This is a genomic window from Curtobacterium sp. SP.BCp (assembly GCF_051903255.1).
Taxonomy (GTDB): domain Bacteria; phylum Actinomycetota; class Actinomycetes; order Actinomycetales; family Microbacteriaceae; genus Curtobacterium.
On sequence record NZ_CP194338.1, the window covers coordinates 3616646 to 3642332 of the forward strand.

The 25687-nt window shown below is 72.9% G+C and carries 28 protein-coding genes; 20 read left to right on the top strand and 8 right to left on the bottom strand.

The window, feature by feature from the left end; translation table 11 throughout:
• Nucleotides 1–32: 32 nt before the first annotated feature.
• Nucleotides 33–1310, top strand: coding sequence for a hemolysin family protein (locus ACRQ4C_RS17355; protein ID WP_400411905.1), 1278 nt, complete (start codon nucleotides 33–35; stop codon nucleotides 1308–1310).
• A 135-nt stretch (nucleotides 1311–1445) separates the two neighbouring features.
• Nucleotides 1446–2324, top strand: coding sequence for a helix-turn-helix transcriptional regulator (locus ACRQ4C_RS17360; protein WP_439689561.1), 879 nt, complete (start codon nucleotides 1446–1448; stop codon nucleotides 2322–2324).
• Nucleotides 2325–2455: 131 nt separating this feature from the next.
• Here the strand turns inward: ACRQ4C_RS17360 and ACRQ4C_RS17365 are convergent, their stop codons facing one another.
• On the bottom strand, nucleotides 2456–2677 hold the full coding sequence (locus ACRQ4C_RS17365; RefSeq protein WP_439689562.1) for a hypothetical protein: 222 nt from the start codon (nucleotides 2675–2677) through the stop codon (nucleotides 2456–2458).
• A gap of 38 nt (nucleotides 2678–2715) precedes the next feature.
• Between ACRQ4C_RS17365 and ACRQ4C_RS17370 the strand changes: the two genes are divergently transcribed.
• Nucleotides 2716–3492: a class I SAM-dependent methyltransferase gene (locus ACRQ4C_RS17370; RefSeq protein ID WP_439689563.1), complete on the top strand. Its 777-nt coding sequence runs from the start codon at nucleotides 2716–2718 to the stop codon at nucleotides 3490–3492.
• Between the two features lie 209 nt (nucleotides 3493–3701).
• On the top strand, nucleotides 3702–4184 hold the full coding sequence (locus ACRQ4C_RS17375; protein WP_439689564.1) for an FBP domain-containing protein: 483 nt from the start codon (nucleotides 3702–3704) through the stop codon (nucleotides 4182–4184).
• 118 nt (nucleotides 4185–4302) lie between these two features.
• Here the strand turns inward: ACRQ4C_RS17375 and ACRQ4C_RS17380 are convergent, their stop codons facing one another.
• Nucleotides 4303–5289 carry an aldo/keto reductase gene (locus ACRQ4C_RS17380; RefSeq protein WP_290133428.1) on the bottom strand — a complete coding sequence of 329 codons (987 nt, stop codon included), beginning with the start codon at nucleotides 5287–5289 and terminating at the stop codon, nucleotides 4303–4305.
• Nucleotides 5290–5385: 96 nt separating this feature from the next.
• Between ACRQ4C_RS17380 and ACRQ4C_RS17385 the strand changes: the two genes are divergently transcribed.
• The 5 genes from ACRQ4C_RS17385 to ACRQ4C_RS17405 all read left to right on the top strand — a co-directional run bounded on the left by ACRQ4C_RS17385 (nucleotide 5386) and on the right by ACRQ4C_RS17405 (nucleotide 9531).
• A complete protein-coding gene (locus ACRQ4C_RS17385) occupies nucleotides 5386–5610 on the top strand; it encodes a hypothetical protein (RefSeq protein ID WP_439689565.1) in 225 nt (74 codons plus the stop codon).
• A 147-nt stretch (nucleotides 5611–5757) separates the two neighbouring features.
• The gene (locus tag ACRQ4C_RS17390) at nucleotides 5758–6300 is read left to right on the top strand and encodes an acyl-CoA thioesterase (RefSeq protein WP_439689566.1); all 543 of its coding nucleotides are present in this window, start codon (nucleotides 5758–5760) and stop codon (nucleotides 6298–6300) included.
• A gap of 43 nt (nucleotides 6301–6343) precedes the next feature.
• Nucleotides 6344–7921, top strand: a complete 1578-nt coding sequence (locus tag ACRQ4C_RS17395) for an FAD-binding oxidoreductase (RefSeq protein ID WP_439689567.1) — start codon at nucleotides 6344–6346, stop codon at nucleotides 7919–7921.
• An 85-nt stretch (nucleotides 7922–8006) separates the two neighbouring features.
• On the top strand, nucleotides 8007–8594 hold the full coding sequence (locus tag ACRQ4C_RS17400; protein ID WP_439689568.1) for a YdeI/OmpD-associated family protein: 588 nt from the start codon (nucleotides 8007–8009) through the stop codon (nucleotides 8592–8594).
• Between the two features lie 58 nt (nucleotides 8595–8652).
• Nucleotides 8653–9531 carry an aldo/keto reductase gene (locus ACRQ4C_RS17405; RefSeq protein WP_290133424.1) on the top strand — a complete coding sequence of 293 codons (879 nt, stop codon included), beginning with the start codon at nucleotides 8653–8655 and terminating at the stop codon, nucleotides 9529–9531.
• A 2-nt stretch (nucleotides 9532–9533) separates the two neighbouring features.
• Here the strand turns inward: ACRQ4C_RS17405 and ACRQ4C_RS17410 are convergent, their stop codons facing one another.
• Entirely contained in the window at nucleotides 9534–10457 is a 924-nt protein-coding gene (locus ACRQ4C_RS17410; protein WP_439689569.1) for an endonuclease/exonuclease/phosphatase family protein, read from the bottom strand.
• A gap of 159 nt (nucleotides 10458–10616) precedes the next feature.
• On the opposite strand from ACRQ4C_RS17410, the gene ACRQ4C_RS17415 reads away from it, so the two are divergent.
• The 4 genes from ACRQ4C_RS17415 to ACRQ4C_RS17430 all read left to right on the top strand — a co-directional run bounded on the left by ACRQ4C_RS17415 (nucleotide 10617) and on the right by ACRQ4C_RS17430 (nucleotide 15579).
• Nucleotides 10617–11195 (top strand): PadR family transcriptional regulator, encoded by a 579-nt coding sequence (locus ACRQ4C_RS17415; protein WP_439689570.1) that lies wholly within the window; start codon nucleotides 10617–10619, stop codon nucleotides 11193–11195.
• A complete protein-coding gene (locus ACRQ4C_RS17420; RefSeq protein WP_439689571.1) occupies nucleotides 11192–11923 on the top strand; it encodes an ABC transporter ATP-binding protein in 732 nt (243 codons plus the stop codon). The genes ACRQ4C_RS17415 and ACRQ4C_RS17420 overlap by 4 nt, the downstream gene beginning before the upstream one ends.
• A 35-nt stretch (nucleotides 11924–11958) precedes the next feature.
• A complete protein-coding gene (locus ACRQ4C_RS17425) occupies nucleotides 11959–14709 on the top strand; it encodes an FtsX-like permease family protein (RefSeq protein WP_439689572.1) in 2751 nt (916 codons plus the stop codon).
• 99 nt (nucleotides 14710–14808) lie between these two features.
• The gene (locus ACRQ4C_RS17430) at nucleotides 14809–15579 is read left to right on the top strand and encodes an SGNH/GDSL hydrolase family protein (protein WP_439689573.1); all 771 of its coding nucleotides are present in this window, start codon (nucleotides 14809–14811) and stop codon (nucleotides 15577–15579) included.
• Between the two features lie 59 nt (nucleotides 15580–15638).
• On the opposite strand, the gene ACRQ4C_RS17435 is transcribed toward ACRQ4C_RS17430, so the two are convergent.
• Nucleotides 15639–16304 carry an SDR family NAD(P)-dependent oxidoreductase gene (locus ACRQ4C_RS17435; RefSeq protein ID WP_439689574.1) on the bottom strand — a complete coding sequence of 222 codons (666 nt, stop codon included), beginning with the start codon at nucleotides 16302–16304 and terminating at the stop codon, nucleotides 15639–15641.
• Nucleotides 16305–16552: 248 nt separating this feature from the next.
• On the opposite strand from ACRQ4C_RS17435, the gene ACRQ4C_RS17440 reads away from it, so the two are divergent.
• From ACRQ4C_RS17440 to ACRQ4C_RS17455, 4 genes are all read left to right on the top strand, one after another.
• Nucleotides 16553–17680 carry a PQQ-dependent sugar dehydrogenase gene (locus ACRQ4C_RS17440; protein ID WP_439689575.1) on the top strand — a complete coding sequence of 376 codons (1128 nt, stop codon included), beginning with the start codon at nucleotides 16553–16555 and terminating at the stop codon, nucleotides 17678–17680.
• A gap of 56 nt (nucleotides 17681–17736) precedes the next feature.
• On the top strand, nucleotides 17737–18615 hold the full coding sequence (locus ACRQ4C_RS17445) for a helix-turn-helix transcriptional regulator (RefSeq protein WP_439689576.1): 879 nt from the start codon (nucleotides 17737–17739) through the stop codon (nucleotides 18613–18615).
• Between the two features lie 104 nt (nucleotides 18616–18719).
• The gene (locus ACRQ4C_RS17450) at nucleotides 18720–18923 is read left to right on the top strand and encodes a hypothetical protein (protein ID WP_290133415.1); all 204 of its coding nucleotides are present in this window, start codon (nucleotides 18720–18722) and stop codon (nucleotides 18921–18923) included.
• Nucleotides 18920–20116 (top strand): MFS transporter, encoded by a 1197-nt coding sequence (locus ACRQ4C_RS17455; protein WP_439689577.1) that lies wholly within the window; start codon nucleotides 18920–18922, stop codon nucleotides 20114–20116. The genes ACRQ4C_RS17450 and ACRQ4C_RS17455 overlap by 4 nt, the downstream gene beginning before the upstream one ends.
• Nucleotides 20117–20121: 5 nt before the next feature.
• Here the strand turns inward: ACRQ4C_RS17455 and ACRQ4C_RS17460 are convergent, their stop codons facing one another.
• Entirely contained in the window at nucleotides 20122–21093 is a 972-nt protein-coding gene (locus ACRQ4C_RS17460) for an NAD-dependent epimerase/dehydratase family protein (protein WP_439689578.1), read from the bottom strand.
• Nucleotides 21094–21161: 68 nt separating this feature from the next.
• Here ACRQ4C_RS17460 and ACRQ4C_RS17465 point away from each other — a divergent pair, with 68 nt between their 5' ends.
• Nucleotides 21162–22610 (top strand): MDR family MFS transporter, encoded by a 1449-nt coding sequence (locus ACRQ4C_RS17465; RefSeq protein ID WP_439689579.1) that lies wholly within the window; start codon nucleotides 21162–21164, stop codon nucleotides 22608–22610.
• Nucleotides 22611–22797: 187 nt separating this feature from the next.
• Here the strand turns inward: ACRQ4C_RS17465 and ACRQ4C_RS17470 are convergent, their stop codons facing one another.
• Nucleotides 22798–23286, bottom strand: coding sequence for a DUF4126 family protein (locus ACRQ4C_RS17470; protein ID WP_400411850.1), 489 nt, complete (start codon nucleotides 23284–23286; stop codon nucleotides 22798–22800).
• A 130-nt stretch (nucleotides 23287–23416) separates the two neighbouring features.
• On the opposite strand from ACRQ4C_RS17470, the gene ACRQ4C_RS17475 reads away from it, so the two are divergent.
• The gene (locus ACRQ4C_RS17475) at nucleotides 23417–23863 is read left to right on the top strand and encodes an SRPBCC family protein (protein ID WP_439689580.1); all 447 of its coding nucleotides are present in this window, start codon (nucleotides 23417–23419) and stop codon (nucleotides 23861–23863) included.
• A gap of 34 nt (nucleotides 23864–23897) precedes the next feature.
• Nucleotides 23898–24548 (top strand): NAD(P)H-binding protein, encoded by a 651-nt coding sequence (locus ACRQ4C_RS17480; protein WP_439689581.1) that lies wholly within the window; start codon nucleotides 23898–23900, stop codon nucleotides 24546–24548.
• Here ACRQ4C_RS17480 and ACRQ4C_RS17485 read toward each other — a convergent pair.
• Together ACRQ4C_RS17485 and ACRQ4C_RS17490 are read right to left on the bottom strand one after the other, a co-directional pair.
• Nucleotides 24496–24906, bottom strand: a complete 411-nt coding sequence (locus ACRQ4C_RS17485) for a VOC family protein (protein ID WP_439689582.1) — start codon at nucleotides 24904–24906, stop codon at nucleotides 24496–24498. The two genes, ACRQ4C_RS17480 and ACRQ4C_RS17485, sit on opposite strands and share 53 nt — an antisense overlap.
• A gap of 70 nt (nucleotides 24907–24976) precedes the next feature.
• A complete protein-coding gene (locus ACRQ4C_RS17490; protein ID WP_290133407.1) occupies nucleotides 24977–25672 on the bottom strand; it encodes a helix-turn-helix transcriptional regulator in 696 nt (231 codons plus the stop codon).
• Nucleotides 25673–25687 lie beyond the last annotated feature (15 nt).

Here is a 25687-nt window from a genome sequence, read left to right on the forward strand (position 1 = left end):
GTTCCGCCCCGACCTGAGCGGACCACCCGCTGATGGGCGCCGACACCTGGATCGCCTTCGGGCTCGTCATCCTCTTCGTGCTCGTCGGTGGGGTGTTCGCCGCCGCCGAGATCGCCCTCGTCTCCCTCCGCGAGTCGCAGCTCCAGCAGCTCGAACGCAAGGGGCCGCGCGGCGCACGGGTCGCCCAGCTCAGCCGTGACCCGAACCGCTTCCTCTCCGCGGTGCAGATCGGCGTCACGGTCGCCGGGTTCTTCTCGGCCGCGTACGGCGCCTCGTCGATCGCACCCGACATCGCGCCGCTGCTGCAGGGCCTCGGCCTCGACCGCGGCGCCGCCGAGGCCGTCGCCCTCGTGCTGCTCACCCTCGTCATCGCGTACCTGTCGCTCGTGTTCGGCGAGCTCGTCCCGAAGCGCCTCGCCCTCCAACGCGCCGAGGGCTTCTCGATGCTCGTGGCCCCGCCGCTCGACCGGTTCGCGACGCTCATGCGTCCGGTCATCTGGGTGCTGTCCACCACGACGAACGCGATCGTGCGGTTGCTCGGCGGTGACCCGAACGCCCGCAGCGAGTCGATGAGCACCGAGGAGCTCCGCGACCTCGTGGCCGAGCACGACGCCATCGACGCCCAGGGCCGGCAGATCGCCCGGAGCGCCCTCGACGCCGGTGACCGCACCCTCCGCGAGTCGATGCGCCCCTGGTACGACGTGTCCACGATGGACGCCGACCTCACCATCCGCCAGGCCACCGACCACGCGCTCGACGCCGGACACTCGCGCTACCTGGTGACCTCGGGCTCCCGGGACGCCGTGACGGGCTTCGTGCACCTCCGCGACCTCCTCCGCCCCGTCGATCCGGAGGCGCCGCTCGCGACCCTCGTCCGGCCGGTCCTCGCGATGCCGGAGACGAAGTCGCTCTCGAGCGCGATCGCCCAGATGCGCACGGACGGCCACCAGATCGCGCTCGTCGTGGACGAGTACGGCGGCAGTGCGGGCATGGTGACGCTCGAGGCCCTGCTCGAGGACCTCGTCGGGCGCATCAAGGACGAGTGGGACACCGCCGAGTCCGACACCGCGTCCGCCGCCGCCGACGGGGTCGACGGATCGCTCGTGCTCGAGGACCTCGCGGCCGACGGCGGCCCGGTCCTGCCCGACGGCGACTACGAGACCGTCGGCGGGCTCGTGCAGGTGCACCTCGACCGCATCCCCGTCGTCGGCGACGTGGTCGAGCTCGACGACTGGTCGCTCGAGGTCACCGAGATGGACGGACACCGCGTGGCGCGGGTGCGCCTGGTCGCGCGGGAACGCGCGCTGTAGCGGCGACCACCAGCGGACGGGAGGCCCGCGGCGGCGCCGCCACGGGCCTCCCGTCCGATCCGCGTGGACCCGGTACCGAGGCAGGCCCTCCCGGTACCTGTCCCGGTACCGGTCTCGCGACGTAGCCTTGCCGACATGGGTATCGACGTGCGCAAGGAGATCCAGGACTTCCTGTCCTCGAGACGGGCACGGCTCACCCCGGACCAGGTCGGCATGCCGACGTTCGGCGGGGGAGTCCGACGGGTCCCGGGTCTCCGCCGGCACGAGGTGGCGATGCTCGCCGGGGTGAGCGTCGACTACTACACACGGCTCGAGCGGGGCACCCTCAAGGGCGTCTCGGACAGCGTGCTCGACGGCCTCTCGGCGGCGCTCCGGCTCGACGAGGACGAGCGCACGCACCTGTGGGACCTCGCGCGGCTGGCGAACGCCGGCGTGAAGACCATGCACCGCAACGTCCCGACCCGGGTACGACCGGGGGTGCAGCAGCTCCTCGACGCGATCACCGGAGCGCCCGCGTGGGTTCGGAACGAGCGCGGCGACGTCGTGGCGACGAACGAGCTCGGTCGGGCGCTCTACTCGCCGATGTTCGCGGGACCCGGTCGTCCGGTGAACACCGCACGGTTCACGTTCCTCGACCCGGCTGCCCGCGAGTTCTTCCCCGACTGGGCCCAGACCGCGCGGGACGCCGTGGCGATCCTCCGTGCCGCGGCCGTCGCGAACCCGTGCGAACCCGGACTCGTGACGCTCGTCGGGGAGCTCTCGACCCGCAGCGAGGAGTTCCGCACGTGGTGGGCGGCGCACGACGTCCGGTCGCACCGAACCGGTCGGAAGCGCATCGAGCACCCGGTCGTCGGGCGGCTCGAGCTGACCTACGAGGCGCTCGACCTCGTCGCGGACCCCGGCCTGACGATGTTCACGTACGGGGCCGAGCCCGGCAGCGAGTCGGAGCGGAACCTGGCGCTGCTCGGGACCTGGGCGGCGACGGAGCGCTCGGAGCGGTCCGCCGCGGTGTAGCCCGCGGCGGGGTGGGCGGCTTCGGCCACGAAACGCGCGCGTTTCGACGCCGCGCGCGTCGTTCGACGGGTGCAACGTCGAAACGCGCGCGTTTCGTGGACCTCGACCCCGGACCCCGGACCCCGGACCGGCTACGCGGCGGACGGGCCCGGCTCGTCGTCGTCGAGGTCGTCGAGGATGCCGGCGTTCCGGAGCCGCAGCCACTCGATGCGCAGCGCACGCTCCTGCGCCGAGAGCCGCAGCACCCGGATCCCCGCGAAGACGAGCACGATGAGCGCGACACCCAGCACGAGTGCGGCGAGCACGACGAGCAGGTAGACGATGGACACGACGGCGAATCCCCCGGAGAACATCCGGCGAGCGTAGCAGCGGCGGTCCGTAGGCTGGACCCGTGACGAGGACCTCGGACGGATCCGCCGGCGACGCCGACCACGCCGTGATCGGCCACGAGTACCGCCGCTGGCGCCGCCCGGAACCGGCCTTCGCCCGAGCGGTCGTCACGGCCCTGGGCGACGCCCGGACGGTGCTCAACGTCGGTGCGGGAGCGGGCTCGTACGAGCCGACCGACCGCGAGGTCACCGCCGTCGAGGCCTCCGCCGGCATGCGCGCACAGCGACCTGACACGCTGCCGCCCGCGATCGACGCGACCGCGGAGGACCTGCCGTTCGCCGACGACACCTTCGACGCCGCGATGACGACGTTCTCGGTGCACCAGTGGCGTGACCTCGAGCGCGGGCTGGCCGAGGTGCGACGCGTGACCCGAGGCCCCGTCGTCGTCCTGACATGCGACCCCGACCGCGTGCAGGACTACTGGCTCGCTGAGTACGCCCCCGAGGTGATGGCGACCGAGGCCCGGCGGTACCCCGCCCTCGACCGGATCGCCGCAGCACTCGGCGGCGAGGTCGAGACCACCCGCCTGCCGATCCCCTTCACGTGCGTCGACGGCTTCTCGGAGGCGTACTACGCCCGACCCGAGCGGCTCCTCGACCCCGGGGCACGACTGGCGAACTCGGCGTGGTCGTTCGTGGACGAGGTCACGGCCCGGCGCTCGGTCGCGGCGCTCCGGGACGCGCTCGACTCCGGCGAGTGGGACCGCCGCCACGGCTCGCTCCGGGTGCGGCCGTCCTACGACGGGTCCCTCGTGCTGCTGCGGGCGACGCCGGCCTGACCGACGATCGCGACACGCCCGGCTTGACACGTCGTCGTAGGCTGGTCGGGTGAGCTTCCAGGAGGTGGTCGGCGCGCAGAGCGCCGGCATCAGGGCGTGACGCCCCCGGTCGCACCGTGCGGTGCGGCCGCCGTCACCGACCCCTGACCACCTCCGCCCGGTGCGGCGCGCATCCGCGTGCCCCGGGCCCCCGTCGAGAGCGACACACCATGCTGCCCATCAGCGAGAAGACCATCCGCACGTCCTTCGTCAACGCCTCCCGCAAGGAGACGGCCGACATCACCCTCCCCGACGCCTTCGAGGCGACCGACTGGGACGTGCTCGACTACCTCGGCTGGCGTGACCCGAAGATCGGCCGCCGTGCCTACGCCGTCGTCCCCACCCTCGAGGGCGACCTCGTCGGGATCCTGTTCCGGCAGGCCGAGGCGTCGCCCCGCAGCCGGGCGCAGTGCTCGTGGTGCCAGGACGTGAAGCTGCCGAACGACGTCGTGTTCTACAGCGCCAAGCGGTCCGGAAAGGCCGGTCGGAACGGCAACACCGTGGGGACGCTCGTCTGCCAGGACTTCGAGTGTTCACGGAACGTCCGGAAGCTGCCGCCGCCCGCCTACGAGGGCTACGACGTCGAGGCCGCGCGTCTGCGGCGCATCGAGGACCTGCAGCTCCGCGCGGCCGCGTTCGCCGCTGAGGTGTAGTCCCAGCGCGACCAGGAGACGGACGGGAGGCCCGTGGCGGGCGTGCCACGGGCCTCCAGGCCGTCAGGTGGTTGCGTCAGGGACGCGCCCGTCGCGTCAGGGACGCGCGTCGCTCGCGTCAGCGACCGATCGAGGACATGTCGGGGTAGCGGTCACCCGTGGGCACGGGCAGCGACGAGAGCCGCGTGAGCTGGTCCGCCGAGAGCGTGATCGACGTCGCACCGACGTTCTCCTCGAGCCGGCTGACGCGCTTCGTCCCCGGGATCGGCACGACGTCGTCGCCCTGCGCGAGGAGCCAGGCCAGCGCGACCTGGGCCGGGGTCCCGCCGACCTCGTCGGCGATCTCCTTGACCGAGTCGACGATGCGCATGTTCTGTGCGAAGGCCTCCTCGGCAAAGCGCGGGTTCGCGCGGCGGAAGTCGTCGTCGTCCAGGTCGGACGGGCTCGTGATGGCACCCGTCAGGAAGCCGCGGCCGAGCGGGGAGTACGGCACGAGGCCGATGCCGAGTTCGCGGAGGGTGTCGAGGACCTCGCCCTCGGGGTCGCGCGTCCACAGCGAGTACTCGCTCTGCAGGGCGGTGATCGGGTGCACAGCGTGGGCCTTGCGGATCGTCGCCGCCGACGCCTCGGAGAGTCCGATGTGGCGGATCTTGCCCTCCTGGACGAAGCCGGCGAGCTGGCCGACGACGTCCTCGATCGGGACCGCCGGGTCGACGCGGTGCTGGTAGTAGAGGTCGATGTGGTCGGTGCCGAGTCGGCGGAGGGAACCCTCGAGCGCCTCGCGGACGGACTCGGGGGCGGAGCTGATGCCGCGCTCGGTCGCCGGGGTGGCCTCGCCCGCGGTGTGCGTGATCAAGCCGAACTTCGTGGCGATGACGACGTCGTCGCGGCGGTCGGCGAGGGCGCGGCGGAGGAGCTCCTCGTTCGTGTACGGGCCGTACGCCTCGGCGGTGTCGAACAGGGTGACGCCCAGGTCGATCGCGCGGTGGATCGTGCGGATCGACTCGTCGTCGTCGGAGCCGGCGCCGGAGTAGAAGGCGCTCATGCCCATGGTGCCGAGGCCGACCGGACCGACCTCGAGGTCTGCGAGCTTGCGTGTCTGCATGCGTCCGGTCTACTCGCACCGGTCGCTTCCCCGGGAGGTACCGGTACGGCTACGCTGCGAGCACGGACAGGGTCCGGATCGTGGGAGGGGGACGACGTGGTCGTCATGTGGATCGTCATCGGGGTGGTCGTGGTCGTCGCGGCGGCGCTGGTCGTGCTGGAGCTGCAGAACGCGCGGCGTCGTCGGGTCCTCCGTGGCCTGCCGGAGGAGCACACCGGCACGCCGGGGGCCGGCGCGGACGGGGACCGTTCGGTCATCGAGGGCACGGCGCGGTCGGCACACCCTGGCGTCGGCGGTGCCGGGGGCGCCTTCCCGGGCTGACCCGCGATCGGAGGGTCGGCCCGCCGTCGGAGGGTCGCCCCCCGTTGGAGGGTTGGCCCGTCGGGCGTTGCAGTCGACACCGCGCGCCTCGTGCGGTTCCTCCAACGTGCTCGCGGCCCGCGCCGTGCACCTGGTGAGATCTGCACCGTGAACCTGTACTTCCGGCTGCTCTTCCTGACCCTGCGCATCCGACTGACCGCGACGCGTCGAGGCAGCGGCACCTCGCTGTGGGACGAGACGAGCACGCCGTTCCGGGTCACGCTCACCGACCTCGACCCGCTGCAGCACGTGAACAACGGCAAGTACCTGTCGCTGCTCGACCTCGGCCGGTACGACCTGCTCACCCGCTCCGGCTTCTGGCAGGCGGCGTCCGAGCGTGGGTGGTACGCCGTCGTCGCCGCGCAGACGATCACGTACAAGCGGTCGCTGACGCTCGGGCAGCGTTTCGTCCTGCGCACGCGAGTGCTCGGGATGGACGAGCGCTCGGTGTACATGGAGCAGACCTTCGTGCGGCGGGACGCCGTCATCGCCCGCGCGGTCGTGCAGGCCCGGTTCCTGCACCGGGACGGCGGGCACGTGTCGCCCACCGAGCTGCTCGCCGTCACCGGACCCGCGCCACGGGACCTCACGGTGCCCGCGTGGGTGCAGGAGTGGGCCGACGCTGTGCGGATCAGCAGCACCGCCCGCTGACTCCGGCCTCGTCGAGCGGTCGAGCATGGCGTAGACAGGAGCGATGCACCCCGACTCCACCGACCGCGCGTTCCACCGGACGAGCCGACGCGCGCTGATCGGGGGCGGCGTGGGCATCGGGCTCGCGGGTCTCCTCGCGGCGTGCTCCGGCTCGGCGCCGAAACCGGGTCGGTCGCCGTCGGGCCCGGCCTCCGCGACGGGTGCAGCGCCGGACCGGACGCCGACCTCGTCCCCGGCGCCGGGCGGCCCCGACTCGTGGGAAGCCCTCGCCGCAGCGGTGTCGGGACGGCTCCTGCGTTCCGGCTCACAGGGTTGGGACGACGCCCGGGTGCTCGAGAACCCGCGGTACGACGACGCCGACCCGCAGGGCATCCTGCTCGCCACGAGCGAGGCGGACGTGCAGGCCGGCCTCGCCTTCGCGCGGAACACGCACACACCGGTCGCCCTCCGCGCCGGCGGCCACTCGTACACGGGGTGGTCGGCCGGCGGCGCCCCCGGCACCGAGGTCCCGCGTTCGCTCGTCATCAGCACGAAGGAGCTCGACGGCATCGAGGTGCACGCCGACGGCACCGCGACGATCGGCCCCGGCGCGCAGCTCGCGAACGTGTACGCGACGCTGGCTGCCCAGGGCCGCGCGATCGGCGCCGGTTCCTGCCCGACGGTCGGCACCGGCGGCCTGACGCTCGGTGGCGGTGTCGGCGTGCTCACCCGCTCCTTCGGTCTGACCTGCGACCAGCTCACGGCCGTGCGACTCGTCACACCCGACGGCGCCGTGCACGACGTGTCGGAGCAGGCGGAGCCCGACCTCTTCTGGGCGTGCCGCGGCGGCGGGGGCGGGACCGTGGGCGTCGTGACCGCACTGACCTTCCGGACCCGCGCCGCGCCTGGCGTCCTGCTCTTCGAGCTCGCGTTCCCGGCGTCGGCCGCAGCCGACGTCGTGCGCGCGTGGCAGGACTGGGCCCCGACCGCCGACGACGAGCTGTGGTCGACGCTCAAGCTCCTCGGCGGCTCGCGGCACTCCTCGCTGTCGGTCACCGTGACCGGCGTGTGGACCGGCTCGAAGACCGGCGCCGACGCGTCCGTCGACGGCTTCATCGCGGCGACCGGAGTGAAGCCCACGCGTCACACGGCCGAGCAGCTGTCGTACGGCGCCGCGATGTCCGCGCTCGCCGGCAAGCCGCAGCGCGTGTCCGAGGCGGCGACGTCGTCGATCGGCGGGACGAAGCTCACGGACGCGCAGATCGACGTCCTCGTGCAGCACGCGGAAGCCGCCGGGGACGTGTCCGGGAACCTCGAGGGCGGTGTCTCGCTCGACGCCCTCGGCGGGGCGGTCGCGCGGGTCGGGCGGACGGACTCGGCGTTCCCGTGGCGGTCGGCGCTCATGACGGTGCAGTACACGGCGGTCTTCGCGGACGGGACGGACCCGGCGCCGTTCGACGCGTACGTGCGGTCGTTCCGGAAGGCGATGACGCCGGCGTGGGGGAGCGCTGCGTACGCGAACTACTGCGACGCGGCGATCACGGACCCGTCGGCCTACTTCGGCGTGAACACCTCGCGGCTGCACCGGATCGCCGAACAGGTCGACCCGGACGGGCTGCTGTCGCAGCCGCACTGGGTGTGAGCCGCTGGATCCGAGCCGCCTGGAGGCACGGTGCGGGTCCGCCACGGTCGTCGCCTCGTCGGCGGTGCGGCCTAGCATCGGCGGCATGGACCCCGAGGACCTGGTGCTCCCCGACGCCGCGGCCTGGCGCGCCTGGCTCGACGCGCACGAGGACGACCCCGACGGCGTGTGGCTCGTCCTCGCCAAGAAGGGCACGACCGAGCCGACGTCCCTGACCTACGACCAGGCGCTCGACGAGGCGCTGTGCTCGGGGTGGATCGACGGGCAGAAGCGCGGGCGTGACGCCGCCACGTTCCGGCAGCGCTTCACGCCCCGGCGCCGGGCGTCCCTGTGGTCGCAGCGGAACATCGGCCTCGTCGCGGAGCTCGTGGCCGCCGGCCGGATGCGCGACCGGGGGCAGGCCGAGGTCGACCGCGCGAAGGACGACGGCCGGTGGGACCGTGCCTACGCGGGTGCCGCGACCGCCACGGTCCCGGACGACCTGCGGGCAGCGCTCGACGCCGCGCCGGCCGCCGCCGCACTGTTCGCCGAACTCGACGGCACGAACCGGTACGCGGTCCTGCACCGGGTGACCACGGCCCCGAGCGCGACGGCGCGGGCGAACCGGATCGCGAAGCTCGTCGGCGGACTCGAGCGCGGCGAGACCCCGTACCCGCGCAAGCCCACGGCCTGACCAGCGCGGGGGACGACCGCTCAGGGACGCGACACGCGCGCGGCGTACAACGGCGTGCATGACCACTGGTACCGACACCACCCGTCCCGCAGCGTCCTCCGGCACCTTCCGCATCGGTGGCGACCTCGAGGTCCACCGCCTCGGCTACGGCACGATGCAGCTCACCGGCCCCGGCGTCTGGGGACCGCCGAAGGACCACGACGAGGCCGTCCGCGTCCTCAAGCGCGCCGTCGAGCTCGGCGTCGACTTCTTCGACACCGCCGACTCGTACGGCCCGTACGTCGCCGAGGACCTGCTCCGCGAGGCCCTGCACCCCTACGGCGACGACGTCGTCATCGCGACCAAGGCCGGGCTCACCCGCACCGGTCCGAACGAGTGGCCGCCGGTCGGCCGCCCGGAGTACCTGCGCCAGGAGTGCGAGATGAGCCTGCGCCGTCTCGGCCTCGAGCGCATCGACCTGTTCCAGCTGCACCGCATCGACCCGAAGGTGCCGCTCGAGGACCAGGTCGGGGAGCTGAAGAAGCTCCAGGACGAGGGCAAGATCCGCCACATCGGACTGTCCGAGGTCTCGGTCGACGACGTGAAGGCCGCCCAGGAGCACGCCACGATCGTCACCGTCCAGAACCTCTACAACCTGCAGAAGCGGGACGCCGAGGAGCTCCTCGACTGGTCCGAGGAGCAGGGCATCGGCTTCATCCCGTGGTTCCCGCTCGCGACCGGTGGACTCACCGGCGAGGACTCGCCGCTCACGGCGATCGCCGAGCGGAAGGGTGCGACGCCGGCGCAGCTCGCCCTGGCGTGGCTCCTGAAGCGCTCGCCCGTGATGCTCCCGATCCCCGGCACGTCGAGCGTCGACCACCTCGAGGACAACCTGCAGGGCGCCGTCGTCGAGCTCACCGACGAGGAGTTCGAGGAGCTCTCCGGCCTCGGCCGCTGAGCTCAGCCCGCACGCAGTTCCGCGAGCACGGCCCGGTGGTCGCTGCCGTTCGACGGCAGGACGCTGGTGGCCACCGTGCCGAGCCCGCGGACGAACACGTGGTCGAGCCGCACGACCGGCATCTGCGCCGGCCAGGTGAACCCGAACCCGCCGCCCTCGGACAGCTCGTCCCGCAGCGGCGCCATGAGCGGGTCCGACGCACCGCCGTTGAAGTCGCCGGCGACGACGAGCCGCTCGGCGGGGTCGTCGCGGACCTCCGAGGTGAGGGACCGGAGCATCGTCGGCCGCGCGTCCTCCGTCTCCAGTCGCAACGAGTCCACGTGCACCACGTAGAGCCGCACGTCGCCGATCGCGGTGTCGACCGTCACCCGGAGTGACCGCGCCCACCCGAGCCCGAGGGTCAGGGGCTGCCCGTCGCTGAGCGTCGTCCGGCTCCACACCCCGACGGAGCCGACGCGGTAGTGGTGCGGGTAGGCATCGGCGAGCGCCGACTGCACGGCCTCGCCGGAGTCGCCGGTGAGTTCCTCGAGGGCGATGACGTCGGGGTGCCGTGCGGCGATCGCCTCCGCGGTCGCGGTCGGGTCCTCGTTGGTGGCCTCGACGTTCTGCGTGGCGACCGTGAGCTGCGGCTCGCCGGTCGCCGCAGGGGTGAGCACCCCGGGGAGCACCGCGACCGACCAGGCGGCAGCGTAGGCGACCGAGAGGACGGCGAGCCGCTTCGACCGGGTCCCGAGTGCGAGTCCGGCGACGGGGACGAGCAGGACGCCCATCCACGGCAGCAGTGACCCGATGGCGGACCCCGGCGTCCCGAGCACGTCGAGCACGCGCGGGGCGAGCAGGACGACGACCCCGACGACGAGCGCGGCACCGACGACGGCGACGACGACCGTGCGACCGGGGTTCCGGCTGCGGGAACGGAGGGGCACGCTCCGAGGGTAGGGAGCCGGTCTGACAGCGGCCGGGGCGTCCCGTGCACGTTCGGTCCGTGACCACTGGGGGGCCCGGGGCGTCGTGCTCTTGCGGATGCATACCGGGTATGGGCATACTCGGTATGCCCGACGACGGGCCGGACGAGGGGGAGTGTCATGAGCGTACGGATGGGCGTACTCGCGCTGCTGGTGGACGGACCCGGGTACGGGTACCAGCTCCGGGGGGAGTTCGAGCACCGCACCGGCGGGAGCTGGCCGGTGAACATCGGCCAGGTCTACACGACCCTCGACCGGCTCGAGCGCGACGGGCTCGTCGAGCGAGGCGACGCCGACGAGGACGGTCACGTCGTGTACACCGCCACCGCGGCCGGCCGGGACGCCGTGGTGCGGTGGTTCAGCGAGCCGGTCCCGGCGAAGCGCGGTCGCGACGAACTCGCGATCAAGTTCGCGCTCGCCGTCACGGTGGCGGGTGTCGACGTCGAGCGGCTCGTGCAGGTCCAGCGCGGCGCGGCCGTCCGGAACCTGCAGGACCTGACGCGGTTGAAGCGCACGGCGGACCCGGCCACGGACCTCGCGTGGTCGCTCGTGCTCGAGTCGATGGTGTTCCAGGCCGAGGCCGAGGTCCGCTGGCTCGACCACGTCGAGTCGAGCGTCTCCCGGTACCGACCGGACGACCGCGCCTCGGCCGCGTCCACGTCCACGTCCTCCGACGAGACCGTCCGGAGTACCCGGTGAACGCCGCGGCTCCGCTCCTCGAGCTCGATGCCGTGAGCGTGCAGTACGGCTCCGGTTCGAAGGCCGTGACCGCCCTGGCCGGTGTCGACCTGACCATCCGCCGCGGGGAGATGGTCGCCGTCATGGGCACCTCGGGGTCGGGGAAGTCGACGCTCCTGGCGTGTGCCGGCACGCTGCTGCCCCCGACGAGCGGTGAGGTCCGCATCGACGGAGAGTGGGTCGCCGACCGTCCGGCGAAGGAACTCGCGGCCCTCCGTCGACGTCTCGTCGGCTTCGTGTTCCAGGACTTCAACCTCATCCCCTCCCTGACCGCGATCGAGAACGTCGCGCTGCCGCTCGAGCTCGACGGCTGGAAGACCAGCCGTGCCCGTCGGGCCGCGCAGTTGGCACTCGACAACGTCGAGCTCGGGCACCGGGGCGACGCGTTCCCGGACGACCTGTCGGGCGGGCAGCAGCAGCGCGTGGCGATCGCACGCGGGGTCGTCGGCGAGCGCCGGCTGGTCCTGGCCGACGAGCCGACCGGTGCCCTCGACTCGCAGACCGGTGAGGTCGTGCTCCGGATGCTCCGTCGGCACGTCGACGCGGGCGCCGGGGCGCTCCTCGTCACCCACGACGCCCGAGACGCTGCCTGGGCGGACCGCATCGTGTTCCTCCGGGACGGCCGGGTCGTCGACGAGACGGTGTACTCCGGCGTCGAGATGGCGCTCGCGGACCGGACCCGCTCGTGATCCGGCTCCGGCCGGCGCTCCGGCTGGGTAGACGGATGGCGTTCGCGAAGCCCGGACGCGCGGCGCTGATCGTCGCGCTGATCGGTCTGCCGACGTTGGGCTTCGCGGGGGTCTCGGTGCTGTTCGCCTCGACGCAGCCCACGACCGCCGAGCAGCTCCGGTACGACCTCGGGCACGCCCAGGCGCAGATGACGACCCAGCAGCCCGATGCCCGCGGCATGCGGCAGGACCCCGTGCAGTGGACCGCCACCGACACCGACACGAACAGTCCCGCGGCGAAGGCCGACGACGACACCCCCTTCGCGGACGTCACGGAGTACGTGCCGAAGGGTGCGCTCGCGATCCCGGTGACGACCACCGACGTCGTGCTGCGCGGTGCGCACGGCCCGGTCGGCACCACGGCGACCCTCGGTGACACGTGGGACCCGGTGCTCGACGGGCACTGGCACGTCCTCGACGGCACGGCTCCGACGGCACGTGACCAGGCGATGATGACGCCGGCGATGCTCGCGAAGACCGGGCTCCACATCGGTGACACGGTCGACGTGACCGACCCGGTGACGAAGCGGTTCACCATCACGGGGACGATGCGTGACCTCGGGCAGGACCCGGACGAGACGGCGGTCTACCTGCCGTGGGGGAGCATCGCCGCGGACGCCGCCCCGATCTCGACGGGCCGGTCCGATGCGGGCGCGGTCACGGTCTACCTGCCGACGGACGCCCCGACGTGGTCGGAGATCAAGCGGTTGAACGACCACGGCATCGTCGTGCAGTCGCGTCCGGTCGTGCTCGACCCGCCGGACGAACGGGTCGACGGCTCCTCGGGTCCGCAGAGCCTCGGGTGGTACATCGCCGGACTCGGACTCGTCGGGGTGTTCGCCCTGTTCGAGGTCGGCCTGCTCGCCGGTGCAGCGTTCCTCGTCGGCACCCGCGCCGACGCCCGCTCGTACGCGATCCTGACGAGCGTCGGCGCGGAGCGGGGAGTCGTGCGGTCGGTCGTCGCCGGGTCCGGACTCGTGCTCGGGACGGCCGGGGCGGTCCTCGGGACGGCGATCGGCGTGGGGATCGGCGCGCTCGCGTTCCACCTGCTCGACAACGGCAACGTGAACTCCTTCCCCGGGCTGCACGTCCCCGCGGTGATGCTCCTCTGCATCGCGGTCGCCGGGGTCCTCGCCGGTGTCCTGTCCTCCCTCGCCGCAGCCCGTGCCGCCACCCGGGTGAACGTGCTGGCCGGTCTCCGCGGGTCGCTCCGCCCGGAGACCCCGAGCCGGGCGGCGACCCGCCGTCGTCGTACGTGGGGACCGCTCCTCATCGTCGTCGGCGCCGTCATGACCCTCGCGTGCGGCATCGGTGTCCTGGTCCTGAACGACCGGCCGGAGCAGAGCGGGCAGCGGGACCACTGGGCGTGGGTGGTCGGTGCCGGTGTGGCGATCGGGCCGTGCCTCGTGCAGCTCGGGGTCGCGATCTGCTCGCCGTGGGTGCTCGCCCTCGTCGCGCGCGTGTCGAGCCGGTTCGGTCTCGCCGCGCGGATGGCCGGACGCGATGCCCGCCGGAACCCGGTGCGGACGGTCCCGGTGCTCGCCAGTGTGATGAGCGTCGTGTTCGTCGCGTCCGTGGTGATCACGTGGAACGCGTCGCAGCACGCCCAGTACGTCCGCGACTACCAGTACAGCACCGCGGTCGGGGTGGCCACGGCAGACGTCCAGCGGCTCGACGGGCGCTCCTTCCCGCAGGGACACGACGCTGCGGTGACGGCACGGGCGGCCGAGGTCAGCGCGCGCGTGTTCGACCACGACCGCATCCGGGTGCTCGGGATCCTCGACGAACAGGCGACCGAGGACCCCAGCACCCTGACCCAGCTCCACCTCTGGGAGCGGCCCGAGGACTGCGGCGCCGCATTCTGCAGCTCTTGGCTCGAGCCCGGCGGCGGGAGCTCACACGTCCTCACCGGCACCGTCGACGACTACGCCGTGCTCACCGGGCACCGGCCGTCCGCGGCCGTCCGCGACGCCCTGGCGAACGGGAGGGCCGTCTCGCTCTGGCCCGAGTACGTGCACGACGACGCGGTCCGGCTCGACACCTTCCACGACCGCAGCTGGAAGGACGCGACGTCGCCCGACCCGGACCACCCCGACGCGACGACGAGCATCCCGGCGGTCCTCGACGAGCAGGACCCGCCGATCCAGGTCGGCGTCTTCATGACGAAGGCGACGGCCGAACGGTACCGGGTCCCCGCGGTGGACGGCCTCCTGGTCACGCGGCTCGACGGCGAGGTCTCGCCCAAGCAGTTCGGCGAGCTGGCCTCGGCGTGGCAGAGCTACGGGGGCTCGGCGCGTGCGGAGGCGTCAGCACCGAGCTTCTCCTACGAGGCCGGCCCGGTCGACGCCAGTGCACCGGTCCGGGCGCTGGCACTCGCCCTCGCTGCGGCCGTGACCATCGGCGCCACCGCGGTCGCGATCGGGCTCGCCCGTGCCGACGGCCGTCGGGACGACGAGGTGCTCGACGCGATCGGGGCCGCGCCACGCCTGCGTCGACGCTCCACGGCGTGGCAGGCCGCCATCCTCACCTCCGTCGGCGCGGTGATCGGCACCGTGCTCGGCCTCCTGCCGATCCGTGCGCTGACCCTGCGCTTCGGGGAGACACCGCCGGGGGTGAGTCACATGCCGTTCGTGGCGGACTGGCCCGTGCTGGGTCTGCTCGCGATCGGGCTGCCCGTCCTCGTGACCACGGCCACGTGGCTCACGTCCGGACGTGGTCGACGTCTGGCGGTACGCCGTGCACACTGAGGCGCTCCCAGCGACGGGTGCGAGAAGCCACAGTCACCGCGACGATTCCCCAGGTCTGGGGTCTGGTTCTCGCGGCGGATCCGAGGGATACCTGTAGTCGTGTCCCGCACCAGCCACCTCGTGGTCCTCATGAGCATCATCGCCTCCGCCGCCCTCGTCGGCACCGGCGCCGTCGTCATCGCCACCGCGCACACCGCGGCAGCCGACGGAGCCGTCGCCGCCCAGCAGGAGACGGTCATCCGGAAGGACGCCGTCCTCCGGCGGGACGCCGCGCTCCGACGGACGCCGGACCAGGTGGTCCGGGGCGCGCTCGACACGGCGCACGCCACGGACGCCGTCACCTTCGCGTACGCCGGGGACTCCATCACGGCGCGGCCCGACTCGTGGCTGCACCAGCTCGAGGGTGACCCCGACCTCCACGCCGTGGGCGGCTACGCGCACAGCGGGTACCGCTCCGACCAGGTCCTGCACAAGATCGGACCGGTCCCGGACGCCGACGTCCTCGTCGTCGAACTCGGGACGAACGACGTCAACCAGGCCGTCCCCGTCGGACGGATCACCGCGAACGTCGACGCCGTCGTCCACAAGGTCGACGCGCACCACGTGCTGATCGTCGCCGGGCCGCCGTCGGATCGCACGACGAGCCTGTGGGGCGCCGACCGACGGGCGGGCCAGCTCGTCCTCAGTCGGGAGCTCCGCGCCGAGGCCCAGGAGCACGGGTGGTCCTACGTCGACCCGTTCACGGCCATCCGGACGTCCGACGGCGCGTACGAGCCGGGGACGACGCCCGACGGGATCCACCCCACGGCCGCCGCGAACGTCCGGGTCGCCCAGGACATGGCAGACGCGATCGAGGCAGCCGCGCGCTGACCCGGGCCCGGGCCGGACCCAGCAGTGTTCACCGGGCGACGCAGCTCCCGGGGAACGACTCACTCGGGCAGCGGCTCCGCGTAGGTGCGGAACTCCCCGCGCTCGGTGTGCATCGTCCACAGGCGCTCGGCGACCGCTGCGCCCGAATGGTCCTCCTGCCCGTCGTCGATCCCGAAGGGGATGATGAGCTGCCCGACGTGCACGTTCTCCTCGGCGACGGCGTCGTGCAGCAGTTGTGCGTAGGCGCTCTCGCCGGCGAACGCCACCGACGTCCCGGTCACCCGAGCACCGGGCCGGACCGCGCTGCCGCCGTTGACGAACAGGATGGTCCCCTTCCCGAGGGCCCGCATGCCGGGGAGCACCTGGCGGACGGCGTTCACGGAGCCGTACACGGAGAACTCGATCGGTCCGACGAGGTCCTCCGCGGTCGTCTCGAGCACGGGCCGCATGTACTCCTTGGCGGGCAGCGGGCTGTACTGCAGCACCTCGATCGGCCCGAGCTGCTCGGTCGCCCGCTCGAGGGCGGCACGGAGGGAGTCCCCGTCGCGGACGTTCGCGGCGAAGCCGGCGGCCGTGTGGCCCTGCTCGCGGAGCTGTGCGGCGAGGGAGTCGAGTCGGTCCTGGTTGCGCGAGATCAGCGCGACCGAGAACCCCTCGCGGGCGAAGCGGGCGGCGGTCTCGACGCCGAGGCCCTTGCCGGCACCGACGATGGCGATGGTGGTCATGGTGTGGTCCTTCCGGGACGACGGTGTCCGGGCTGCGGCCCGTCTGCGGGACCGTCCGGTCCCGCAGACGTCCACTGAACCAGCGGGCGCTCGGTGGAGGCGGGTCCTGTCGTACCCCCTCTCGGACGGGAGGCGCGGGGCGGCGCCGCCACGCGCCTCCCGGCAGACACGTGGCGGCACTGAGTGCCCGTACAGGCTCCTCACGACCGGAGCGTGTGCAATCGGGACACGACCCCGGGAGGCACACCGTGCACACGACCACCCGCCGCGCCTGGAGCGCCATCGGCGCGGCCGCCGCCACGGCCCTCGTCCTGTCGGCCTGCACCGGCGGCGGTGCACGGACGGCACCGGACACCGTCACGTCGAGTCCGGCGCCCTCGTCGACGGCGACCGTCGCGTCACTCGTGCCGGACGGGGAGCCCGCCGACGTCGTGACCGGCCTCGACGCACCGTGGTCGGTCGTCCGCACCGGCGACGGTCCCGAGGCACTCATCAGCGAACGCGACTCGGCGAAGGTGCTCGAACTCGCGGCGGACGGCAGCACGCGGGAGGTCGGCACGGTCCCTGGCGTCCGGTCCGGCGGCGAGGGCGGACTGCTCGGGCTCGCGCTCCACGACGGCGACCTGTACGTGTACTCGACCGCCGAGGACGGCAACCGCATCCAACGCTTCGCGCTCGCCGGCGACACGGGCTCGTACCGTCTCGGCGATGCAACGACGATCCTCGACGGGCTGCCGTCGAGCGGCATCCACAACGGTGGACGCATCGCGTTCGGTCCGGACGGCATGCTCTACGCGAGCGTGGGGGACGCCGGCAACGGGCCCGATGCGCAGGACCGCGACTCCCTCGCGGGGAAGATCCTGCGGATGACGGCCGACGGGGACGTCCCGGCCGCGAACCCGTTCCCGGACTCGTACGTGTGGAGCCTCGGACACCGCAACGTGCAGGGCATGGGCTGGGCCGAGGACGGCACGATGTTCGCCGCCGAGTTCGGGCAGAACACCTGGGACGAGCTCAACCTCGTCGAGAAGGGCTCGAACTACGGCTGGCCGGAGTTCGAGGGGAAGGGCGGGACGGACGAGGGGTTCGTCGACCCCGTGCAGCAGTGGGCCACGAGCGACGCCTCCCCGAGCGGCCTCGCGGTGATCGGTGACACGGTCTTCGTGGCGAACCTGCAGGGCGAGTCGGTCCGGGCGGTGCCCGTGTCCGACCCGTCGCAGTCGACCGAGTGGTTCGGCGGCGACTTCGGGCGCGTCCGCACCGTGCTCGAGGGCCCCGAGGGTGTGCTCTGGTTCGTGACGAACAACACCGACGGACGGGGTGACCCCCGGGACGACGACGACCGCATCGTCGCCGTCCCGCTGTCCCGGGGCTGAACAGGGGTTCCGGCAGCACCTCGCACGCCGCACGGCCGCGGAAGTACGGTGACGGCATGGACCACCGTGACGAAGCCCGCGACTTCCTCTCGAGCCGCCGCGCCCGGATCACCCCTGAGCAGGCCGGCGTCGAGACCTTCGGCGGGCGCCGGCGCGTGTCGGGGCTCCGGCGGGAAGAGGTCGCACGGCTCGCGGGCGTGAGCATCGACTACTACACCCGACTCGAGCGGGGGAACCTCCAGGGCGTCTCGGACAGCGTGCTCGACGCGATCGCCGGGGCGCTGCAGCTCGACGGGGCCGAGCACGAACACCTCCGGGACCTCGCGAAGCACCAGAACGACTCCCCGAGGCGGGCCGGTCGGACCACCCCGGTCGCCGCGGTGCGCCCGGAGCTGCAGTACCTGCTCGACGTCATCACGGACGCGCCGGCGATGATCCTCAACAACCGGCAGGACATCGTCGCGGCGAACGACCTCGGGTACGCGATGCACTCCGTCCAAGTCGACTCCCCGGACCGGCCGATGAACTTCTCGCGCTTCATCTTCCTGCACCCCGTCGCCCGGGAGTTCTACCCGGACTGGCAACGGGCCGCGCACACGAACGTCGCGATCCTCCGCCGTGAGGCCGGACGGAACCCGCACGACAAGGACCTCGCGGCGCTCATCGGGGAGCTGTCGATGCGGAGCGACGAGTTCCGCGAACTCTGGGCCTCGCACGACGTCCGCCGGCACTACGCGGGCGTGAAGTCCTTCCGGCACCCGGTCGTCGGCCCCCTCGAGCTGCACTTCCAGACGCTGGAGCTCGCCGAGGACCCGGGGCTCTCCCTGACGATCTACCCGGCGACCCCGGGCAGCCCGACCGCCGACGCCCTCCGGGTGCTCGCCTCGTGGGCCGCGACGGAGCGCATCGGGGAGCAGGCCCGCGCGCTCGTCTGACGTGTGACGGAGGCCCTGCCGTGAGGGGTGTCGGCAGCCCCTGTCTCGGCCGTCGCGTCGGTCCTAGCGTGGAGGGACCCGAACCCGATCCGGAAGGACGCACGATGACCGACACCTCGTCCATCGAGACCCCCGCCGCGGCCTCCGGCACGACGTCGTCCTGGGGACGGCTGCGGTTCCGCTGGCAGGCCGAGCAGGAGCTCCACGAGCTGACCCGCGACCGTGCCCGGGAGGACCGGGTGCGCGCCGAGGCCGCCGTCCGGCTCGCTCCGAGCGCGGCCGCCTTCGCCGAGCTCTTCCGCCGGTGACCGACCACGGCCGAGCCGGGATGACGCCGGGCCGCACGCTGCTGTTCGCCGTCGCGGGCGGCGCGGCCGTCGGCAACCTCTACTGGGCGCAGCCCCTGCTCGACGACATCGCGTCGTCGCTCGGCACGTCCGCCGCGCTGGCCGGACTGCTCGTCACCCTCACCCAGGTCGGGTACGCCCTCGGCATCCTGCTCGTGGTGCCGCTCGGCGACGTCCTCGACCGCAAATGGCTGATCCCCGGGGTGCTGGTCGCCTCGGCCGCCGCGCTCCTGTTCGCCGCCGTGGCCCCCTCGTTCGCGGTCCTGCTCGTCGCCCTCGCACTCGTGGGGCTCACGACGGTCGCCGGGCAGCTGCTCATCCCGCTCGCCGGCGACCTCGCCGATCCGGCGTCGCGGGGCCGGGTCGTCGGCACGATCGCCTCGGGTGTGCTCACGGGCATCCTCGTGTCCCGCACGGTGAGCGGACTCGTCGCGGAGGCCTTCGGGTGGCGCGCGATCTACGTCGTCGCCGCGGCCGCCGCGCTCGTCTTCGCCGTGCTGCTGCGCCGTGCGGTCCCCCAGCTCGACCGTCGCGAGCGGGTGCCGTACCCGACGCTCATCGTCTCGGTCTTCCGGGCCGTCGCCGCGCACCGCTCCGTCCGCGTCACGCTCGTGATCAGCGCGACGGTGTTCGCGGTGTTCACGATGTTCTGGACGGCCCTGACGTTCCTGCTGAGCGGCGAGCCCTACGGGTACTCGACCTCGGCGATCGGCCTCGTCGGGCTGGCCGGACTCGCCGGTGCCGTGGCGGCCCAGCGCGTCGGACGACTCCACGACCGGGGCCTCTCCGTCCCGGTCACCGGTGGAGCGCTCGTCCTCGTGCTCCTGTCACTCGTGGTCGCCGGGCTCGGCGCCCGGTCTATCGTCGTCGTGCTCGTCGCGGTCGTGTTGCTCGACGTCGGGGTGCAGGCGGCGAACGTGCTCAACCAGACGCGGCTGTTCGCGATCGACCCGGCCGCGAGGAGCCGGCTCAACACGGCGTTCGTGACCGGGAACTTCGTCGGCGGTGCGATCGGTTCGACGGTGGCCTCGGTGCTGTGGAACGTCGGCGGGTGGACGGCGGTGACGGTCGGTGGCGCGGTGCTGCTCGGCTTCGCACTCACCGTGTGGGCGGTGCACCGGCGCCGCGGACTCGTCGTCACCGCCGGTCACTGACCCGGTCACACGACGAGCGGCCGCGCCACCTCGACCTCGCCGTTGTCGACGAGCCACCGCACCGCGTCGAGCACGGTCGCCTCGGCCGTGTACGCCGGCTCGTACCCGAGCACCCGCCGGGTCTCGTCGAGGCTGAAGACCTGCGACCGTGACAGGTGCTGCCAGCTGGCGTCGGCGTCGTCGGGAGCCGTGGTCTCCCGGAACCGGTCCCACGAGACGGACTCGAGCCGCGCCTCCTGGCCGAACCACGACGCGACGAGGTGGGCGTACCCACGGACGGTGAGCGCCGTCGGAGCCGTCACGAAGCAGGCCTCGCCGACGGCGGTGTCCCGGTGCTCGACGGCGAGCTGGAACGCCTGCGCGACGTCGTCCGCGTGGACGTGCGCCATCGACTCGGCACCGAGGCCGGGGACCTCGACCGGCTCGCCCGCGGAGAGGCGTGTGATGACCGAGGTGTCGAGGTTGCCCAGCGGACCGATCGGCACCCAGCCCGGCCCGCTGATGTGCCCCGGGTGCAGCGTCGTCGTCGCGACACCGCCTGACACGGTTTCCTCCTTGTACAGGCGGGCGATCGCGTCCTTCTGCTCGCCGTACTCGCCGAACGGCGGCGTCGCGTTGTGCTCGGTGATGGGCAGCACGTGCGAGACGCCCGCCCGCCAGATCGAGCCGCAGTGCACGAGGTGCGTGTCCGTCCCGCGGAGGGCGTCGAGCATCGCCCGGGCGCTGTCGACGGTGAAGCACACGAGGTCGATCACCGCGTCGGCGTGCAGTGCGGCGATGCGGGAGCCGAAGGTACCGTCGCGGTCCTCCTGCTCACGGTCGGCGGTGACCCGCTCGACCTGCTCCCACTCCGGGGCGTCGACGTAGGCGGAACGGGTCCCGCGGGTGACGACCACCACCTCGTGGCCGGACCGGACGAGACGCGGGACGAGGAAGGTGCCGATGTGGCCGGTGGCCCCGATGACGACGATGCGCATGCCGGCCACGCTAGGCCTGGTGTCCTGCGGACCGGAATGTTCCGGCGCGGAACGGACTTGCTGCCCGCATGGCTGCACGATCCGGTGGTGTGGGCCTGCGCTCCGAGCGCGGGCCGATCCTGCTCTCCCTCATGCTCGCGACCGCGCTGGTCGCCCTCGACTCGACGATCATCGCCACCGCGTCGACGTCGATCGCCCGGGACCTCGGGCACTTCCAGCAGCTCCCGTGGCTGTTCTCCGTGTACCTGCTCGCCCAGGCGGTGTCGGTGCCGATCTACGGCAGGCTCGCGGACGTCCTGGGCCGGAAGCGCCTGCTCCTCGTCGGGATCGGGCTGTTCCTGCTCGGGTCGGTGCTGTGCGGCGCCGCCTGGTCGATGCCGGCGCTCATCGCGGGCCGGGTCGTGCAGGGTCTCGGCGCCGGCGCCGTGCTGCCGGTCTCGATGACCATCACGAGCGACATCTACACGCTCGAGGAGCGGGCGAAGACCCAGGGGTACCTCGCGTCGGTGTGGGGCATCTCGTCCGTGGTCGGCCCGACGCTCGGCGGGCTGTTCAGCGAGCTCGGGGCCTGGCGGTGGATCTTCTGGATCAACGTCCCGCTGGCGGTCGTCGCGGGGTTCATGCTCGTCCGGGCATACACCGAGCAGCGCTCCACCGACGGGCCCCGCCAGCGCATCGACTACCCGGGTGCCGTGCTGCTGACGCTCGGGACGACCGCCCTGTTGCTCGGGCTGCTCGAGGGCGGGACGGCATGGGCGTGGGACTCGGGTGCCTCCATCGGCATCTTCGCCGCCGCGGTCGTCTTCCTTGCGGTGTTCATCGTCGTGGAGCTCCGGACCGCGCACCCGATCTTCTCGCTCGCACTCCTGCAGCGTCGGGTCGTGGCGGCCTCGACGATCGCGTCCCTCGTCATCGGTGTGATCGTGATGGGGCTCTCGACCTACGTCCCGATCTACGCGCAGGACGTCCTCGGCACGTCGGCGCTGATCGCCGGGTTCGCCCTCGCTGCCCTGACCCTCGGCTGGCCGATCTCCGCTTCGCAGGCCGGGCGGTTCTACCTGCGGTGGGGCTTCCGTGTGACGGCGCTCATCGGGTCGTCGCTGGTGCTGTTCGGCGCTGCGGCCACGATCGCGCTGGGGTCGTCCTCGTCGGTGTGGCTCGTCGCGGTGTCCTGCTTCGTCGTCGGTGCCGGCATGGGCCTCACGGCGGTCCCGACCCTGATCGCGGCGCAGTCGTCGGCAGCCCACGACGAGCGCGGAGCGGTGACGGGGACGAACATGTTCGCGCGGTCGATGGGGTCGGCGATCGGCGTCGCGGTGTTCGGCGCGGTCGTGAACGCCCATGTGCGGCTGGACGCGGCAGGTGCTCCCGAGGGACCCGGGCTCATGACGGCGATGCACGTCGTGTTCGTGTCGATCGCGGTCATCGCGCTGGTGCTGCTCGTGGCGGTGTCGTTCATGCCGGGGCACCGCCGGCGCGCGGAGGCGACCGCTCCCGCGGAGCCCGCAACCGCCTGAGGTGGTCACCACCCGCCGGCCGGGAGGCGCGGTGCGGGCCCGCCCCGTGCCTCCCGGCCGACCGGTGGTCGCGCCCAGTGCGCCGAGACTCGGCTCCGCCGACACGTTCGTGGTGCGCACACCGCGGATCCGTCCGCCGAGCCGAGTCTCGGGGTCGCGGCGCACGCAGCACGCAGTGCGGCGCGCGTCAGTCGGCGGTGACGGCCTTCACGGAGCCGGCGATCACGGCGGCGTCCTCGGCGAGCGCCACAACGGGGTCCGGCAGGTGCGTCACACCGCCGACGGCCTTCCGCGCCGCCCAGCCGACGAAGCTGCCGACGATCGCACCGACGCCGCCGAGGATCGCACCCTCGACCGCGAGGTTGCGGCGACCCGTCGTGCCGAGCGCCGCACCCGCGAGCGCACCCGATGCGACCCGGCCGAGGATCGCCGGGAAGCCGATCCGGCTCGGCGTCGCCGGGAGCTTGTCGCCGATGAGCTCGCCGACCGCACCCGCGACGAGCAGTCCGCGACCGAGCGGCGTCGCGAAGACCTTCCAGTCCTGCCACGCACCGGAGAGCTTCTTGTTGTCGTGGTTCAGGGCGAGCACGGCGAGGGGCGTGGCGCTGCGGCCGCCGCTCAGGACGCCGAGCGCGAGGGTCCGGACGAGGGTTCGCTGTTCGTGGTCGGTGCTCATCGGTGTCTCCTCCTGGCTGACGCGTCGTGGTCCGCACGTGACGCTACGCACCCCGTGCTGGGAGCGGTCGTTCCTCCACAGCCGACGCACGCCCCTACCGCGGGTGCCCTCGTGCTCCTACCATCGGCGCATGAGCACGATCACCGTCGAACGGCACGAGCACGTCGGGGCCCCACCAGCCGCCGTCCTGCCGCACCTCGCGGACCTCACCCGGTGGCAGGGGTGGTCGCCGTGGGAGGGCGCCGACCCCGACCTGCACCGCGAGTACGCGGGCGAGCCGGGCAGCGTCGGCGCGACGTACGCGTGGTCCGGCAACCGGAAGGCCGGAGCGGGCAGCATGCGGGTCACCGAGGTCACGCCCGACGGGGTCGTCGTCGCGCTGGAGTTCACGAAGCCGTTCCGGTCGAGCAGCGTCTCCCGGTTCGTGCTCGTCCCGACGGGCGACGGCACCGACGTCACCTGGCGGATGGAGAGTCCGCGGACGTTCATGACCCGGGTGTTCCCGCTCGACAAGCTCGTCGGGCCGGACTTCGAGAAGGGACTGCGCCAGCTCCGCGCCGTCGTGGAGCGCGGCTGAGTCGCACGGAGGCCCGCCGGGTACCGTCCGGGTGATGAGCAACGTCATCCTCTTCGGCGGTCACGGGAAGGTCGCGCTCCTCGCGACGAAGATCCTCAGCGACCGCGGCCACACCGTCACGTCCGTCATCCGCGACGCCGACCAGTCCGACGAGGTCCGGGCGCACGGGGGCGAGCCCCGCGTCGCGGACATCCAGGAGCAGACCCTCGAGTCGTTCACGGACCTCGTGCGCGGGCACGACGCCGTCGTGTGGTCGGCGGGCGCCGGTGGCGGGTCCGCGGACCGGACCTACGCGATCGACCGTGACGCCGCGGTGCTGACCGTCCAGGCGGCCGCCCGTGCCGGTGTCGAGCGCTACGTGATGGTGTCGTGGTCCGGATCGGTCCTCGACCACGGGGTGCCCCAGGACGACGACTTCTTCGCGTACGCGCAGTCGAAGTACGTCGCCGACGCGGTGCTCCGCGACTCCGGCCTCGCATGGACCGTGGTCGCGCCGAGCACCCTCACCGACGACGAGCCCACCGGCAGCGTCGACTGGGACGGCTCGTCGTCGGAGGTGCCCCGCGGTGACGTCGCGCACGTGGTCGCCGACGTGGTCGAGGACCCCGCCACCGCCGGGCACACGATCCGCTTCAACGGTGGGTCCACGGCGATCGCGACGTTCCTGCGGGCAGCGGCCGGCTGAACAGGTTGACGACGGTGCCGTCGGGATCGCGGAACAGCGTCGAGCGGTTCCCCCACGGCATCGTCGTCGGTTCGAGGACGACGTCGTCGAGCAGGTCGCGCAGCCGCGCGAACTCGGCGTCCACGTCAGCGACCTCGAACTCCACGAGCACCGAGTCGTTGCTGCCGGGTCGAGGTGCGCGGTCGCCGAGCATCGCGACGGTGGCGGTGGAGCCGATCGCGAGCACGGGACCGTGGTCGCCCCGGAACTCCGCGAAGACGGGTGCCGGTCGGTGGGCCGTGGTCCCGGTGACCTGTTCATAGAAGGCGACGAGTCGGTCGAGGTCGTCGGTGATGATGCGGATCGATGCGAATGCCATGTCGGCAGTGTGGGGGTGCTCCGCGACACCGTCCTGTCGGTGATTCCCGACGGCGCGACGGGCAGCGCGGTCAGTCCTCGACCGCGTGCCGGGTGACACCGTGCGGGATGTCGAGCTCGTCGGCGCGGAACGGTCGCAGGGGCGCGTGCTCGCCGGTGGGCTCGAGCGATTCGATCCTGCCGGCACGGAAGGCACGGACGGCCCGCCGCAGACGGCACCAGGCGACGAGGTACCAGACGCCGTCGCGGACGACGTACCCGAGGGGCTCGACCTCGCGGTCGCTCGGCTCGCCGTCCCGGTCGCGGTACCGGAGCCGGAGGACCGCGCCGTCGCGCAGCGCTGCGGTCACGACGTCGCCGACCGGGGTGTCGTCGTCGGGTTCGAGGAACGCGATCCGCCGCGCGACGGCCAGTGACTCCGCGAGCCGCTCGTCCCGTGTCGCGGCGTGCACCTTCCCGAGGGCGCTCGCGGCGGCGGCTCGGAACGGCCCGGTCGTGAGGGCACCGAGGCCGACGGTGACGGCGAGCGCCTCGTCCACCGTCAGGCCGAGCGGCGCGAGGGTGTGCTCGCGGTCGAGGCAGTAGCCGCCGGTCCGGCCCGGCTCGGCCCAGATCGGCACACCCGACTGCTGCAGGGCGGAGAGGTCGCGCTCGACCGTGCGGACGCTCACCTCGAACCGTTCCGCGAGGCGGCGGGCACTCAGCGGTCGCGGCGCGACCGCGCGGAGTGCCTCCACCAGCGCGTAGAGCCGGTCGGTGCGGTTCACGAGGTGACCGGGAGG